Raw genomic sequence first — 15,613 nt, 5'->3', positions numbered from 1 at the left:
ATGAACGACATGAAGGAGTCACGTCATGAGCGAGGACCGGATCGAACGCGAAACCCTCATCGCCGCATCCCTGGACCGGGTCTGGTCCCTGGTGGCCCAACCGGGTTTCTGGGTCGCCGAGGAGGCGAGCCTGGCCGGGACTGTGGCCAGGGAGGGCGAGTCGATGGTGGCGAAGAACCCCGAGTACGGCGACTTCCCCGTACGAGTGGAGAAGGTCCAGCCGCAGACGTACCTGGCGTACCGCTGGGCCAGCGCGTTCCCCGGGGAAGAGCTGCGCGAGGACAACAGCACCCTCGTGGAGTTCACACTCACCCCGGAGGGCGACCACACGCGGCTCCGCGTCGTCGAGAGCGGGTTCGCGGCCCTGGCGGGCTCCGACGAGCTGCGGAGCAAGGCCGTGAAGGACAACACCGGCGGCTGGCCGCAGGTGCTCGACGCTCTCAGGACGCGCGCCGAGAAGCCGTCCGTGTGACGGACGAACGGGGCGAGGAAGCGGTCGACAGCGTCCTCGCCGCCCTGGCCGACCCGACGCGCCGCCGGCTGCTGGACCAGCTCGCCGCGCAGCGCGAGGCCACCGCGACGACGCTCGCCGAACGCCTCCCCGTTTCACGGCAGGCCGTGGTCAAGCATCTCGCCGTCCTCGACGCGGCCGGTCTGGTCTCCGGCAGCCGGGTAGGGCGCGAGATGCGGTACACGGTGCGGCCCGCCGCTCTGGACGCGACCTCACGGTGGATGGCCGCGCTCGCGTCGGACTGGGACCGGCGGCTGGCGACCATCAAGCGCGTCGCCGAGACGGCGGAGCGCGAGGAGAGGAGCACCGACCGGTAACCGACACCCGTCCGCCCGCGCCACGGATAGCCCAACCGGGGCCAGGACCGGTACGGACGGCATGTCGCGGGCCCGCCCGGCACAGTGCCACTTACTGTCACCCGCACGGGCCGGGCCCGCGGACGGCCGAAGGAAATCGCTGCCGCGCGCCATTTCGACGGCCGCCGTCCCGAGGGCAGCCATGCCACTCATGACGAAGCGATGGGGAATGGCATGCCTGACGTACAGCAGCCTCGACGACGTGGTGTGGCCTGGCTGATCTGCGGCCCACGCACCAAGTGGCTGATGGTGGCCCTGTGGCTGGTGGTCTTCGTCGTCGCCGCTCCCCTCGCCCAGAAGCTCACCGGCGCGCAGGACAACGACGCCACGTCCTGGCTGCCGAGCAACGCCGAGTCCACCCAGGTGCTGGAGAGCTCGAAGGACTTCAGACCCGAGATCATCACCACGATCATCGTGTACGCCCGTGAGGACGGCCTGACCCGGCAGGACCTCTCCCGGATCGCCGAGGACACGCGAGAGCTCAAGACGCTGCGGGCGGACGGCGTCAGAGGCGCGGAGACCCAGGGCCCCGTCTTCAACAAGGCAGTACCGCCCCAAGCCGCCCAGGTGTTCGTGCCCATCACCATGGACGAGGAGGGATGGGAGCGCATCGGGTCCGCCGTCGACTCCATCCGCGACGTCGTGGGCACGAGTAGCGACGGTCTCGCCGTCCACGTCACCGGGCCGGGCGGTGTCACGGCCGACTCCGCCGACGCCTTCGAGGGCATCGACTCGACCCTGCTGCTGGCCGCGCTCGCCGTGGTGATCGTGATGCTGCTGATCACGTACCGCAGTCCGACGCTGCTCCTCCTGCCGGTGCTCGCGGCCGTCGCCGCGCTCTTCAGCGCGCAGGCGGTCATCTATCTGCTCGCCGCGCACGCGGGTCTGACCGTCAACGGGCAGAGCGCCGGCATCCTCACCGTGCTGGTATTCGGCGCGGGGACCGACTACGCCCTGCTCCTGGTGGCCCGTTACCGGGAGGAGCTGCGCCGGCACGAGGACCGCCACGAGGCCATGGCCCGTGCGCTGCACCGGGCCGGGCCCGCGGTGCTGGCGAGCAGCGGCACGGTGGTGCTGGGCATGCTCGTCCTGCTGTTCGCCGAGATGAACTCGACGAAGGGCCTCGGTCCCGTTGCCGCGATCGGCGTGGCCGTGGCCCTGGTCGCCATGGTCACCCTCCTCCCGGCGCTCCTGGTGATCTTCGGCCGCTGGGTCTTCTGGCCCGTCGTTCCGCACTTCGGCTCGGCCGAGCCCACCGAGCACGGCGTCTGGGCGCGGATGGGGGCGCGGATCGCCCACCGTCCCCGCGCGATCTGGGTGGCCACCGCCCTGGTGCTCGCCGCGCTGTCCCTGGGGCTGACGCAACTGCGTGCCGCGGGGCTGAGCAACGCCGACTCCTTCACCGACAAGCCCGACTCGATCGTCGGCCAGGAGGTACAGGACCGCTACTTCCCCGCAGGGAGCGGTAATCCGCTGGTGGTCATCGCCGCCGCCGACCGGAACGCGGAGGTGCGCAGGGCGGTCGCTTCCACCCCTGGTGTGGTGCCCGGATCCATCGTCGTACCCCTGGGCACGAAGCCGGTGGTCGACGGTCAGGTGCTCTTCGAGGCGACCATGAGCGATCCGCCGGACAGCGAAGAGGCCAAGCAGACCGTGGAGCGCGTCCGGGACGCGGTGCACGCGGTACCGGACGCCGACGCGCAGGTGGGTGGTGGCACGGCCGCCCTGCTGGACATGGACGCCGCCACGAGACACGACAACCTCCTGATCATCCCGCTGGTGCTGCTGGTGGTGCTGATCGTCCTCGCGCTGGTGCTGCGCTCGGTGGTGGCGCCCCTGCTGCTGATCGCGACGGTGGTACTGTCCTTCGCCGCCGCACTCGGTATCAGCGCGCTCTTCTTCCGGTACGTCTTCGACTACGCGGGCGAGTCGACGGACTTCCCGCTGTTCGTCTTCGTGTTCCTGGTGGCCCTCGGCATCGACTACAACATCTTCCTCACCACCCGCATCCGTGAGGAGGCGCTCCACCAGGGCACCCGGGCCGGAGTGCTGACCGGGCTCGCTGCCACCGGGGCGGTGATCACCTCGGCGGGACTCGTCCTGGCGGGCACCTTCGCGGCGCTCGGAACCCTGCCGATCGTGGGTCTCGCGGAGATCGGCTTCGCCGTGGCACTGGGCGTGCTGCTGGACACCTTCGTCGTACGGTCCGTACTGGTCACGGCCCTGTTCCTGGACATCGGCCCGCAGGTCTGGTGGCCGCACCGGCTCGCCCGCGAGGACGGTGGCGTGAAGGGGAGGCCCGGGACGCCGGCCACGGATTCCTAGTTTGCCGCTGTCCCCTGCGCGCGTAGGCCCCGGAGGATTCACAGAGTGCCCGACGTCACCGACCCGTTTCTGAATCTCGTCCGGCGGCACAACGAGCCGGTGGTCGTGCAGACGATCCGGTCGACCGTGGCCGCGGTGATCTCCTACGTCGTCGCCCTGATGCTGAGCAGCGAACCGGCGCCGCTCACCGCGCCGCTGACCGCGCTGCTCGTCGTACAGGTCACCCTCTACTCCACCCTCACCACGAGCATGCGCCGGGTGAACGCGGTGGTGGCCGGAGTGGTCATCGCCATCGGCTTCAGCTCCCTGGTGGGTCTGAGCTGGTGGAGCCTGGGCCTGATCATCCTCGCGTCCCTGGTGCTCGGCCGCTTCGTCAGGGCCGGGGAGTTCGTACCCGAGGTGGCGATCAGCGCCATGCTGGTCCTCGGCGTGACACGAGTGGCCGCGACGGCCTGGGACCGCGTGCTCGAAACGCTCATCGGCGCGGTCGTCGGGCTGCTCTTCAACGTCCTGTTCGCCCCACCGGTGTGGGTGCAGCCGGCCAGCGAGGCCATCGAACATCTCGCGGGCCGCATGCGGCGGCTGCTGCTCTCCCTCAGTGACGAGGTGCTCGGCCACACCACCGTGGCGGAGGCCGCCGACCGTCTCCACGAGGCCCGCCGGCTGGATCACGACATCGTCGAGGTGGACGCGTCGCTCCGGCAGGCGGAGGACAGTCTCCGGCTCAACCCGCGTGTCAAGGAAGGGATGCTCTTCCGGGTCGTCCTGCGGACCGGTCTCGACACGCTGGAGATCTGCGCGGTGGTGCTCCGCACCCTGTGCCGCACGCTGACCGATCTCGCGAAGGCACGGACGCGGGAGCCGCTCTTCCCGCTCGAGACCGCCGACGCCCTGCACGAACTCCTCAGGCATGTGGCCCGTGCGATCGAGAGCTTCGCCGAACTCATCACCACACAGGTCAGTGTCAACGCGGACGCGGCCGAGGACCGGCTGCTCGAAGAGCTCTCGGCCGCCCGCGAGGCCCGCGAGACCGTCGCGCATCTGCTCCTCGACGGCGTACAGCGGCAGCCGCGCCAGTGGCAGTTGCACGGAGCGCTGCTGACGGAGGTGGACCGGATTCTGGACGAACTCGATGTGGAGAAGCGGTCCCAGCGGCTGGTGGAGGAGCTGGACCGTCAGTCCCGTGAACAGCGGGAGAAATACCCGCTGGTGGACAAGCTCCGGGGCCGCTTCCGTCTCGGCGGATCCCGGCAGGCCGAGGGCGACATGGCCGGCTCGGCCGGCGCGCGCGGCCGCGACTGACGCCACGCACGCCATCGGCCGGACCGTCAGAGGTTGCTGAGCTCGGCGATGAGGTCGGGGTCGCGCATGCCGGGCAGGGCATACCCCTCGGTCTCCTCCCAGGGGACGTCCATGTCGTCCAGATGAACCCGCCACTCCGCGCCCTCGACGGCCCGGCGCAGTTCGGTCACCGAGTCGAGCACACAGGCGATCAACGGCAGGTACCTGCCCGGGTCGCGCGGCATCTTCGTGGACCCCGCGAGGATCTCGTCCGCGTCGGCCGCGTCCAGTGGGTAGAGGTCCAGGGACTCCTCTTCGCCGCCGTACGGGAAAGAGGCCAGGTGAGCGTCGACGATCCGCTCGACGGAGGCCGTCTCGGCCTCGGTCATCGGCTGCTCGCGGCGCGCGCTGTAGTAGAGGGAAACACTCATGGCGCGAGCGTACGGCGAGGGTCCGACAACGCCCGTCGAGATCTCACGCAATCTGTTACCGGGGGTAGGCCCGCGCACCAGTCTTGTTGTACCTTCCGGCTAACAGCTTGCTAGACGTGGTGTCTAACAAGCGTGCGTCGAGTCGACCTCTCGATTCAAGGAGCCGCAGCATGTCGAACAGCACACTTCGGCCGGACGAACAGGACCGGCTCCAGGGGCAGGACGTCGCGCGGCGACTGCTCGACTCGTCCGCGAAGCTGTCCTACGACCCGGTCACCGAGGTGGACTGGGACACCCCCCTGGACAAGGACTTCCACGGAGCGAGCCCCGAGTGGAGCACGCTCTACGGAACGGCCTACTGGCGCGAACTGAGCGACGCCCAACAGAAGGAACTGACCCGCCAGGAGGCCGCGTCGGTGGCCAGCACCGGCATCTGGTTCGAGATGATCCTGCAGCAGATGGTGCTGCGCGACATCTACACCAAGGACCCGACCGACCCGGACTTCCAGTGGGCGCTCACCGAGATCGCCGACGAGTGCCGGCACTCCATCATGTTCGCCCGGGGCGCCGCGAAACTGGGAGCCCCCGCCTACAAGCCCCGTCGTGGGGTCGTCGAACTCGGCAGGGCCTTCAGGACACTTGCCTTCGGCGAGGCCGCGTACGCCGCGATCCTCGTCGCCGAGGAAGTCCTCGACGTCATGCAGCGCGACTGGATGCGCGACGAGCGGGTCGTGCCCTTCGTCCGCACGATCAACAACATCCATGTCGTCGAGGAATCCCGGCACATGAAGTTCGCCCGCGACGAGACACGCAAGCGGCTCCGGCACGCGGGCCCGGTGCGCAGGCAGCTCAACGCGCTCGTGATCGCGATCGCCTCCTACTTCATCGTCACCAGCATGGTGAACCGGGACGTCTACGCGAACGCCGGGCTCGACACGGAGCGCGCCCTCGCCGAGGCGGCGGCGAACGAGCACCACAGGTCCCTGATGCGTTCCAGCTGTGCGGGCCTCATGGAGTTCCTGTCCTCGGCCCGCCTCCTCACCAGGCCCGCGCTGTTCCTCTACAAGCGCGCCAACCTCATCTGATCCGAGCCGATCACCCGAGCCCATCGCCCGACCGGAGCCGAGCCGACGCCATGACCTACGCCATCACCCAGACCTGCTGCAGCGACGCCACCTGCATTGCCGTGTGCCCGGTCAACTGCATCCATCCCACCCCGCAGGAGCGGGAGTTCGGCAGCACGGAGATGCTGTACATCGACCCGGAGACCTGCATCGACTGCGGTGCCTGCGCCGACGCCTGCCCGGTCGACGCGATCTTCCCGGTGGACAGCCTCCCCGTGGCGCAGCGGGAGTACGCCGCCGTCAACGCGGACTACTTCGCGGACCGCGAACCCCAACCGGCCGTCACCGGGCCGAACTTCCACGCCTGGGGCGAGCCGAGCTTCGAGCGCGGAGTGCCGTCCGACTTCGCGCCGATCCGGGTCGCGGTCGTCGGCACGGGCCCGGCCGGCATGTACGCCGCCGAGGACCTGCTGCTGCACACCAACGCCGAAGTGACCCTGGTCGACCGGCTTCCGGTGGCCGGCGGTCTCATCAGGTACGGCGTCGCACCGGACCATCCGGCGACGAAGAAGGTCGGCGACACCTTCGCGCGCTTCCACGACCATCCCCGGGCGCGGATGCTGCTGGGCGTCGAGGTGGGCAAGGACATCACCACGCGGGAGCTCGCCGCGCACCACGACGCGGTCATCTACGCCGTGGGCGCGTCCACGGACCGGCGGCTCGGCGTCCCGGGCGAGGACCTTCGGGGCAGCATCGCCGCCACCACGTTCGTGGCCTGGTACAACGCCCATCCCGAGGTCGCTGCCGATGCCGTCGACCTCTCCGGCGAGCGGGTGGTCGTGGTGGGCAACGGCAACGTGGCCGTCGATGTCGCCCGCATCCTCGCCACGGACCCCGAACGGCTGTCCGGCACCGATATCGCCGACCACGCGCTATCGGCGCTGCGCGCCTCGAAGGTGCGAGAGGTGGTCCTGCTCGGCCGACGGGGGCCGGAGGACGCCGCGTACACCGCGTCCGAACTGCTCGCCCTCAAGCACCTGCCGGGTGTGGAACTCGTCGTCGACGACCACGATCCGCGGACCGGTACGACGATCGACGGCTCTTCGCCGAAGGAGAAGGCCGCTCTGCTGCGGGACGTGGACCGCAGGACGGTCGACTGGTCGCGTACGCCGGAGACGGGGCGCCGCATCGTCCTGCGCTTCCACTCCTCGACCGTCGAGGTACTCGGCACGGGCAGCGTCCGGGCCGCCCAAGTGACCGGCTTCCATGGCGACTTGGAGATACCAGCCGGCATGCTCCTACGGGCCGTCGGCTATCGCGGCGTGCCCGTGGCGGGGCTGCCGTTCGACGAGGCGACCGGCACCGTTCCGCACGAGGGCGGCCGGGTGACGGGGCAGCCGGGAACGTACGTCGTCGGCTGGATCAAGCGCGGCCCTTCGGGCGGCATCGGAGCCAACCGCTCCTGCGCCGCGGAGACCGTCGGCACACTCCTCGCCGATGCCGTCGCCGGCGTACTCCCCGCACCGGCCAGGACTCCGGCGGAGCTCCGCCGTCTCGCCAGGAGCCGCAGCCGCCACGTGGTCGACGCCCGGGGACTGGCCGCCATCGACCGGGCCGAACTGGCACGTGGCCACGGTCAGGGCAGGCCGCGCGCCAAACTCGGCACCGTGTCGGAACTGGTGGCGGCGGCGAAGGGCAGCCGCTGGGGGCTGCCGGTCCTGACGTCGTGGCCCCGGCCGTGATCCGCCGGACAGGCCCTAGACTCGGTGGATGGCGAAGTACTTCGATGTGCACCCCGAGAACCCTCAGCGGCGCACCATCAGCAACGTGGCCGACAGCATCAGGTCCGGCGCGCTCGTCGCGTACCCGACGGACTCCTGTTACGCACTCGGAACCCAGCTGGGCAGCCGTGACGGCATCAGCCGGATCCGTTCCATCCGCAACCTCGACGACCGGCACCACTTCACCCTCGTCTGCGAGAACTTCGCCCAGCTGGGTCAGTTCGTGCAGGTCGACAACGACGTGTTCCGCGCCATCAAGGCGGCGACACCCGGCAGTTACACCTTCATCCTCCCGGCCACGAAGGAGGTGCCGCGCCAGCTGATGCACCCGAAGAAGAAGACGGTCGGCGTGCGCATCCCGGACCACGCCGTGGTCCAGGCGCTGCTCGCGGAGCTCGGTGAGCCGATCCTCTCCAGCACCCTGCTCCTGCCGGACGAGGAGGAGCCGCTGACCCAGGGGTGGGAGATCAAGGAACGGCTCGACCACGTCGTCGACGTCGTGGTCGACGCGGGCGACTGCGGCACCGAGCCGACCACGGTCATCGACTTCTCCGGCGGCGAACCGGAGATCGTACGCAGGGGGGCGGGCGACCCCTCGCGCTTCGAGTAGTACGTGCGGGGGCACGGCTCAGCTCCGCAGGTGCCCCAGCACCGTCCGTACCGCGTGCTCCACCGCCTCGCGCGCCTCATCGGTGTGGTCGATCGCCTCGAACGAGTGGTGCCCCGAGGGCACGTCGACCACCTCGACGTTCGCGTCGCACTCCTTGGCGGCGGTCAGGAACTCCTCGACCGTAGCCATGATCTCCGGTTGTTCCAGACCGACCCGGGTCAGCACGATCGGCAGCCGGCCCGCGCCGCTCACCGTCGCCGCGGGCCGGAACCGGGGATCGACGAGCGTCCAGTTGGGCAGCGGCGCGAGGACCGGATAGCTCGCCGCCACACACCGCAGCCACGGCGGGGGCGCCGCGAGCCAGTCGGCCGACAGCATGCCTCCGCCGGAGATGAACCACAGCGCCACGCGCTCCCCGTCGACGCGCGGATCGGCGCGTACGAGCTCGACGGCATCGGCGATGTCCTGGGCGGCCCGCCCGTAGTCGGTGAAATCGTGGAGCCGGTGGTCGAGCGTCACCCCGACCCCGCCCAGGTTCGCCACGTACTGTCCGTAGCCGACGAGGGTCGGCCAGTCCCGCGGGGTCGGCAGCGTACCGGCCGGCAGCGGGCCGCCGTGGACGAACACCACGGCCGGGCGTGGGGCGTCACCGTCGGGCAGGTGGAGGTCGACGTGCCCGGTCCGTTCGCGGGGCCGCTCCGGTACGTCCAGGAGGAACGGCCGCAGATGTACGGGCTGTTCCGTCACGCCCGCGGCGATCCGGTGCCCTTCGCCCGCCGCGGCCCGGACCAGTACCCGGGCGAGTTCGCCGGGGACCGAGAGCATCGGCCAGTGCCCGGTGGCGAGTTCGAAGAACGTCACTCCGGGGCGGGTGAGCCCCTGGAAGCGCGGGTCCCCGAAACCCACGACGGACTCCACCAGTTGGAGACTCGATCCGTTGGCGGTGCACAGGACACCGGTCATCGGCAGCTGCGCGGCCGGCTCGGACAGCCGGAGCGGCTGGGTGAGCGTGCCCGCAGGCTGCGGTACGGCCAGGCGGGCCAGCCTCTCCAGTCCCGCTGCGTCGATCCCCGCGACACTCCCCCAGCGCTCCCACTCGCCGAGTGGGGGCGGGGCAATCGCGCTGTCGCCCCTGTCCGGCCCCGGCACGGCCGTCAGCCGGTCGCGGACTGCCTGGTCGGGCACCAGGCCGATGGCCGGGTCGCCGTCCTGGGGCAGACCCCCGTCCACGTTCACGATCCGGGCGATGCGCTCCGGGCGCAGGCCGGCGGCGCCGAGCACCGGATACAGGCCGTAGGCGTGGCCGACGAGCACCACCTCCGGTGCGTCCACCCGGTCGATCAGCCGCACCAGATCCTGGATGTGCGTCTCCAGGTCCGTCCCGGGGCCCGCCGGACGGTCGGGATCGCCCATGCCGGTGAGCGTCACCGGATAGGCATCGGCTCCCGATTCCCGTAGCCCTTCGGCCACTTCCTGCCAGATCCAGCCGCCGGTGAAGGTGCCGGACACCAGGATGAATGCCGTCATGTACGTCTCCTCGCACGCGTGGTCCGTGGGGGCCTGCCGCAGGGGCCGCCCGCCCTCGCCGGTACCGTAGTAACTCCCCCTGAGGGAGGTTCAAGCGTTGTCCCCTGACGGCATGTGGAGCATCGGAGAGCTCGCCGAGCACGCGGGTGTCTCCGTCAAGACGGTCCGCTTCTACTCCGACCGGGGTCTGCTGCCCGAGGCCGCCCGCAGCAGCGGCGGCCACCGCAGGTACGGTCCCGGGGCCGTCGACCGTCTCCGCCTCATCCGTTCCCTGCGGACGCTCGACCTGCCCGTTCCGGAGGTGGGCCGGGTCCTCGACGAGGAGGACACGCTGGAGGACGTCGTCGCGGGGCAGCTGAGGGAGCTGGGCTCCCGGCTGACCGCCCTGCGCTGGCGGGAAGCATCCCTCCAGCTCCTCCAGGGCTGCACGCCGCACGAACGTGCCGAACGGCTCCTGCTGATCGGCGCCGTCCCGATCCCGCCCGACACCACCGTGCTGGCGCGCTTCTGGCGTCGCTGGCTGCCCCCGCGGCTGCCCGCCCCGCTGGTGTCCGCTGTCGTCGACGAGGCGATCCCGCAGCCGCCCACCGATCCGACCCCGGCCCAGGTGCTGTCCTTCGCCCGGATGTTCGCCTTCGTCTCCGGTGTGTACGTCGCCGCCGCCCACTGCCAGCCGGAAGCGCACCGGACGGACAAGGGCTACCGCCCTGCCGTGCTGTACGAGGGTCTGAGGGAGGCGTACGCGCTGGCGTCGCCGGAGCTCCGGGCCCGGCAGCCCGCGCGCGAGGGCGACGCGCTCGACTGTTTCGTGTCCGCCTATGCCCGCTCACACGGCACACGTGACACTCCAGGCTTCCGGCACCATCTCGCCGGGGTGCTCGCGGAGGATCCCCGTATCGACCGGTACTGGCAGCTCGTCGCCGAGGTGGCCGGCCCGTCGCAGCCGACGGCGGGCGCCGCCCACGACTGGCTCCTCGACGCCCTGGGCACTCAGGCCGGACGGGCCGGGGGTACGCCCTCGATCTCGAAGGACACCTGGTCGACGTAGCACCACCACCAGCCCTCACCCGGCTCGTAGGAGCGGATGAGCGGGTGGCCGTCGGCGGCGAAGTGGGCGCTGGCGTGCTTGTTCTTCGAAGAGTCGCAGCACCTGATCATTCCGCAGTTCTGGCACTGCCGCAGATGCACCCAGGTGTCGCCCTGCGCCACGCATTCGGGGCAGGAGTCCGGGCTGTCGGGTGTCACAGGCTGTACCTGGTCGAGGTGCTCGCAGATCCGGAACGTCTCGTCGTCCTTCATCGTCCGTCCTCCTTCGCGTCGCTCGCTCGGGCATCACGTTGCCGGGCACGGCAGCGGACCGGCACATCGACAACCCTCCCACCCGGCCACCGCATGTCAAACGGAACCGGAGCCCACCCGTCCGATACGGGCTTCATCGGAAGCCTCGGGCTCGGCGCTGCGGGGGCCCGGCACCCGGGCTCCGTACGGCACGCTCCGGTCGCGGCGGACGAGCAGTGTGCCGATCACGCACGCGATGGCCACCAGCACGAAGCCGTAGGGCGGGGTGCTGCCGGTGGGGTGCGTCTCGTACACGAGCGCAGCCGACAGCACGGCCACCGCCGTGCCGGCGCGGCCGTGCGAGGCGGTGGCGGCGACGACCGCCATGCCCCACAGCAGGTACCAGGGCTGCACCATCGGCGAGAGGGCCACGAGAACGAGCAGGGCGAGGCCGAGGGCGTGCACCGGTTCCACGCGCCCGCGAAGGGCCCGCCAGGCCAGGTGGAGGATCAGTGCGACCGCCGCCGCGAGGCCCAGGGTCTGGACGACGGACTTGACGGTGGCCGGTTCGGTGCCGATGACCAGGTGCAGGAGGTGGCCCAGGCCGAGCCCGATGTCGCTGGTGACGGACAGCGCGGTGTGGATGGTGCTCGCGACGTTCTGCGTGCCGAGCCAGCCGAAGCCCGTGCCGGCGAGGAAGGTGGCCGCCACGGCGACCGCCGCCGCCACCAGGCCGGGTGCCAGCAGGCCCTTCGCCAGCCTGCGCGCGTACGGGCCGGTGGCGGCCCTCGTCACGAGGACGCCGATGAACAGCAGCGCGACGGCTGCCGGGGACTTGACCATCATGGCGAGCCCGACGAGCACACTGCCCGTGATCCAGCGGTCCCGCAGAGCGAGGACCACGCCCGCCAGCATCAGGCCGATCATCAGCCCGTCGTTGTGCATGCCACCGATCACGTGCATGAGCAGGAGCGGATTGAGCGCCCCCAGCCAGAGAGCGGCGCTCTCGCTCCTGCCGTGTTCGCGCGCGAGGCGCAGCAGCGCCCATACGGTCAGCGCGAGCGCGCCCACGGCGATGAGCCGCATGCCCAGCACGGCGGGCACGATCGTCCCGCCCGTCAGCCAGACCACGCCGCGGGCCAGCACGAGGAAGAACGGGCCGTACGGTGCGGGGGTGTCCGTCCAGTGGCCTCCCACGCTCGCGGCGGCGTCGCCGCCGAGTCCGCCGGGGTCGAGGACCGAGGGCCCGACGGCGTAGACGTCGTGCCCTTCGATGACCATGGCGCCCTGCGCGATGTAGCTGTACACGTCGGCGCTGTACAGGGGCGGTGCCAGCAGCATCGGGGCCGTCCACCAGACGAGGGTGACGAGCGACTCGCGTACCGAGGCCCCCGCCCTGCCGTACTGCCACCAGGCGACGACGAGGAGGGTCAGACCGGCGTACGCCAGGACGGCGGCCGACGTGGTCAGCAGGGACCCGTGGCTCACCCAGAGGCCCCAGGGGTCGCGGGCCGGCAGCTTTCCGGCGGCCCAGCCCCCCGCGACGACCGCGACGGAGCCCGCCGTGCCGAGCCGACGGTATGCGACAGCGCTCAATGCCCACATGACCGGTCAACCTATCGAACGGGTGAACGGCTCCCCAGTGAATTCCGTTCAGGCCGGGTACTGAGCGGTCAGGCGGATGTGGCCGGGATCACCGGAATGCCACCGGCGCACGGAGGTCGCTGAAGTCGATCGCGCGTTCCGCGTCGCGGAGAGCCTGCTCGGCCACCCGGCGCACCTCGGCCAGGACATCGCCGTGCTCCTGCACGAGACTGGCGTAGATGGGTGCGTCGGACCTGTCTGCGGAACTCATGTCGAACTTCTCCGTCAATCAGTTGCGTACACTCCCCGCCGGTGGGCGCAAGTGCGGGCCGAGTGTACGTGCTCCGCTCCGCACGCCGCAGCCCGTATCGCGAGAACGGAGTCCCGACGGCCGAGGTCATGTGCCCGGAGCGGGCCCCTCGGGTGGGCCGGAGCCGCGCGGCGGCGGGCCGGACGAGGAGCCGGTGCCGGCCTCGCCCACCGGCGCATCCCCGGCCGGCGCGAGCGCCTCGGCGCCGTCGCCGCGCAGACGCTCCAGGTCGGCGGGGCGCACCTGGATGACCACGAGCGCGATCAGTGCCGCGATGACCGCCAGGACGGCGGCGCCGATGAAGGCTTTCGAAATGCCCGATGCGAGCACCTGGTCGCCCCAGGATCCCGGCAGCTCGCCCGTCCTGCGGAATTCCAGCACTTCGGCCGGGGTCGCCTCCGCCATGAAGCTCGGGATCTGATCGGTGGCCTCGTTGCGGCTGGCCGTACCGAAGATCGTGACCAGGATGGACAGGCCCAGTGAGCCGCCCACCTGCTGGGTGGCGTTGAGGATGCCGGATGCCGCCCCGGATTCACGCGAGGCCACGCCCGATACGGCCATCAGGGTCAGCGAGACGAACTGCATGCCCATGCCGAGGCCGAAGACCAGCATCGGGCCGAGGATGCTCCCCAGGTAGGTGCTGTCGATGTCCGTCAGCGTCAGCCAGGCGAGTCCCACCGCCGCCAGGATCGCGCCCACCACCATGAACGGCTTGGGGCCCCACCTGGGCAGCAGCTGCGAGGCGATTCCCGCGCCGATCGCGATGATCACGCTCACCGGCAGGAAGGCGAGACCGGCCTGCAGGGGGCTGAACGCGAGGATGTTCTGGACGAAGAGCGTCAGGAAGAAGAACATTCCGAACATCGCCGCCGCGAGGCTCAGCATCATGCCGTAGGAACCGGCGCGGTTGCGGTCGCGGAACATCCACAGGGGTGTGATGGGCTGTCTCGACCTGTTCTCGATCACCAGGAACAGGGCGAGCAGTACGAGGGCGGCGCCGAAGGCGGCGAGGGTCACGCTGTCGCGCCAGCCGTCCTCGGATGCGCGGATGAAGCCGTAAACCAGCAGCACCATGCCCGCGGTCGAGGTGAGCGCGCCGAGGATGTCGAAGTGTCCCGGGTGCCGTTCCGACTCACGGATGTAGCGGGGCGTCGCGAAGGCGATCAGCAGGCCGATCGGCACGTTCACGAACAGGATCCAGCGCCAGTCGAGCCACTCCACGAGCAGCCCGCCCGCGAGCAGCCCGATCGCGCTGCCGCCCGCCGATACGGCGGCGAACACACCGAACGCCCGGTTCCGCTCGGGTCCTTCGCGGAACGTCGTGGTGATGAGCGCGAGGGCCGTGGGCGAAGCGATGGCGCCACCGACGCCCTGGAGCGAGCGTGCGGCGAGCAGTTGCCAGGATTCCTGCGAGAGACCACCGAGCAGGGAGGCGAAGACGAACAGCAGGATGCCGAACATGAAGACTCTGCGGCGGCCGAGGATGTCGCCCAGCCTGCCGCCGAGCAGCAGCAGGCCGCCGAAGGTCAGCGTGTACGCGTTGATCACCCACGACAGGTTCTCGGTGGAGAAGCCCAGCGATGTCTGGATGTGGGGCAGCGCGATGTTCACGATGGTGATGTCGAGGACCACCATCAGCTGGCAGGAGGCGATGACGAACAGCGCCATCCCACTGCCGCGGCCCCGCTCCGGGGCGTCGGCTGTTCGGGAGGGTTTCTCGTGGGAGCTCGTCATGGCATTGCTTGCGTCTCGAGTCGGCGGTCAAGGCAATCGCTCACCCAACCGACGTTAAGCCTCGCCACCCGGCCCCGCGACTCGATCATCCCTGCTCAGTCACCCACCGCCGCCCCGTGCAGAATCGCTGCCAGCTCGCGCGGCCGGGAGAACATCGGCCAGTGCCCGGTGTCCATCGTGACCAGGTTCCAGTGCTCGCTCTTCAGCAGTTCGGCGACGTCCTCGCTGGGGTCGGGGCCGTCGAGCAGGCACTTGATGTACGTCGCGGGAAGCTCGCCGAGGGAGCGAGAGAGCGTGGCCGGTTCGGTGAGCGCGGCGCCCGGGTGCGGGGTCGCGCCGGCCACGAACCGTGCGATCTGCCCGTCGGTCAGGTCCTGGCCCTCGAAGTCGGCGGCGGTGAGCGGCGCCCAGAAGCCCCCGTTCTCCCTGATCGGGGTCTCCAGTTTCTCCCGGCCCTCCCACCACACGGAGGCGAACGACTCACCGTCGGCCGGGACGCCGGCGTCGACGAAGACCACGCGGGTCAGCCGGTCCGCCAGCCGCTCTGCGGCTTGGCCGACCGGAATGCCCGCGTAGCTGTGGCCGACCAGGACGACATCGCGCAGGCCGAGGCGCTCCACCTCGTCGACGATGTCCTGGACGTGGGTCTGCTGTCCGGCTGCCAGATCCTTCTTCTCGGCGAGGCCGGTCAGTGTCAACGGGTGCGCGCCGTGCCCCGCGGCCCGCAGCTCGGGCGCCACCTCGTCCCATGCCCAGGATCCCAGCCACGCGCCTGCCACCAGTACGAATTCGCTCATGGCTGCAACATAGCGGCTGGGATC

Annotated in this window: 15 protein-coding genes; 8 read left to right on the top strand and 7 right to left on the bottom strand. The window is 70.5% G+C overall.

Annotated features, from left to right (window positions below; translation table 11 throughout):
- Positions 1-25: 25 nt before the first annotated feature.
- The 4 genes from ACWGO0_RS14710 (at position 26) to ACWGO0_RS14695 (ending at position 4,494) form a co-directional block, all read left to right on the top strand.
- Positions 26-472 (top strand): SRPBCC domain-containing protein, encoded by a 447-nt coding sequence (locus tag ACWGO0_RS14710; protein WP_453533458.1) that lies wholly within the window; start codon positions 26-28, stop codon positions 470-472.
- On the top strand, positions 469-828 hold the full coding sequence (locus ACWGO0_RS14705) for an ArsR/SmtB family transcription factor (protein ID WP_453533455.1): 360 nt from the start codon (positions 469-471) through the stop codon (positions 826-828). The genes ACWGO0_RS14710 and ACWGO0_RS14705 overlap by 4 nt, the downstream gene beginning before the upstream one ends.
- Positions 829-1,041: 213 nt before the next feature.
- Positions 1,042-3,192, top strand: coding sequence for an MMPL family transporter (locus tag ACWGO0_RS14700; RefSeq protein ID WP_453533453.1), 2,151 nt, complete (start codon positions 1,042-1,044; stop codon positions 3,190-3,192).
- A 45-nt stretch (positions 3,193-3,237) separates the two neighbouring features.
- Complete coding sequence (locus ACWGO0_RS14695) at positions 3,238-4,494, top strand: aromatic acid exporter family protein (RefSeq protein WP_453533450.1); 1,257 nt, start codon at positions 3,238-3,240, stop codon at positions 4,492-4,494.
- Between the two features lie 26 nt (positions 4,495-4,520).
- On the opposite strand, the gene ACWGO0_RS14690 is transcribed toward ACWGO0_RS14695, so the two are convergent.
- Positions 4,521-4,904 (bottom strand): hypothetical protein, encoded by a 384-nt coding sequence (locus ACWGO0_RS14690; RefSeq protein WP_453533448.1) that lies wholly within the window; start codon positions 4,902-4,904, stop codon positions 4,521-4,523.
- Between the two features lie 170 nt (positions 4,905-5,074).
- Here ACWGO0_RS14690 and ACWGO0_RS14685 point away from each other — a divergent pair, with 170 nt between their 5' ends.
- The 3 genes from ACWGO0_RS14685 to ACWGO0_RS14675 are packed head-to-tail and all read left to right on the top strand — an operon-like array spanning position 5,075 to position 8,359.
- On the top strand, positions 5,075-5,989 hold the full coding sequence (locus ACWGO0_RS14685) for an AurF N-oxygenase family protein (RefSeq protein ID WP_453533445.1): 915 nt from the start codon (positions 5,075-5,077) through the stop codon (positions 5,987-5,989).
- Between the two features lie 50 nt (positions 5,990-6,039).
- Positions 6,040-7,710 (top strand): FAD-dependent oxidoreductase, encoded by a 1,671-nt coding sequence (locus ACWGO0_RS14680; RefSeq protein WP_453533442.1) that lies wholly within the window; start codon positions 6,040-6,042, stop codon positions 7,708-7,710.
- Positions 7,711-7,738: 28 nt separating this feature from the next.
- Positions 7,739-8,359 (top strand): L-threonylcarbamoyladenylate synthase, encoded by a 621-nt coding sequence (locus ACWGO0_RS14675; RefSeq protein ID WP_453533439.1) that lies wholly within the window; start codon positions 7,739-7,741, stop codon positions 8,357-8,359.
- A gap of 18 nt (positions 8,360-8,377) precedes the next feature.
- Here the strand turns inward: ACWGO0_RS14675 and ACWGO0_RS14670 are convergent, their stop codons facing one another.
- Positions 8,378-9,886 (bottom strand): alpha/beta hydrolase, encoded by a 1,509-nt coding sequence (locus tag ACWGO0_RS14670; protein WP_453533436.1) that lies wholly within the window; start codon positions 9,884-9,886, stop codon positions 8,378-8,380.
- Between the two features lie 112 nt (positions 9,887-9,998).
- Here ACWGO0_RS14670 and ACWGO0_RS14665 point away from each other — a divergent pair, with 112 nt between their 5' ends.
- On the top strand, positions 9,999-10,934 hold the full coding sequence (locus ACWGO0_RS14665; RefSeq protein ID WP_453533433.1) for a helix-turn-helix domain-containing protein: 936 nt from the start codon (positions 9,999-10,001) through the stop codon (positions 10,932-10,934).
- Here the strand turns inward: ACWGO0_RS14665 and ACWGO0_RS14660 are convergent.
- The 5 genes from ACWGO0_RS14660 to ACWGO0_RS14640 all read right to left on the bottom strand — a co-directional run bounded on the left by ACWGO0_RS14660 (position 10,877) and on the right by ACWGO0_RS14640 (position 15,589).
- Positions 10,877-11,185: a UBP-type zinc finger domain-containing protein gene (locus ACWGO0_RS14660; protein WP_453533430.1), complete on the bottom strand. Its 309-nt coding sequence runs from the start codon at positions 11,183-11,185 to the stop codon at positions 10,877-10,879. The two genes, ACWGO0_RS14665 and ACWGO0_RS14660, sit on opposite strands and share 58 nt — an antisense overlap.
- Before the next feature lie 96 nt (positions 11,186-11,281).
- Positions 11,282-12,769 (bottom strand): polyprenol phosphomannose-dependent alpha 1,6 mannosyltransferase MptB, encoded by a 1,488-nt coding sequence (gene mptB / locus ACWGO0_RS14655; protein ID WP_453533427.1) that lies wholly within the window; start codon positions 12,767-12,769, stop codon positions 11,282-11,284.
- 88 nt (positions 12,770-12,857) lie between these two features.
- On the bottom strand, positions 12,858-13,019 hold the full coding sequence (locus tag ACWGO0_RS14650; protein WP_453533425.1) for a hypothetical protein: 162 nt from the start codon (positions 13,017-13,019) through the stop codon (positions 12,858-12,860).
- Between the two features lie 126 nt (positions 13,020-13,145).
- Complete coding sequence (locus ACWGO0_RS14645) at positions 13,146-14,792, bottom strand: MFS transporter (RefSeq protein WP_453533422.1); 1,647 nt, start codon at positions 14,790-14,792, stop codon at positions 13,146-13,148.
- A 95-nt stretch (positions 14,793-14,887) separates the two neighbouring features.
- Positions 14,888-15,589 carry an alpha/beta fold hydrolase gene (locus ACWGO0_RS14640; protein ID WP_453533419.1) on the bottom strand — a complete coding sequence of 234 codons (702 nt, stop codon included), beginning with the start codon at positions 15,587-15,589 and terminating at the stop codon, positions 14,888-14,890.
- Between the last annotated feature and the right edge of the window lie 24 nt (positions 15,590-15,613).

This window comes from Streptomyces sp. NPDC055749 (genome assembly GCF_053617235.1).
The sequence above is the reverse complement of the archived record's forward strand: the minus strand, read 5'-3'. Positions and strand labels throughout refer to the sequence as shown.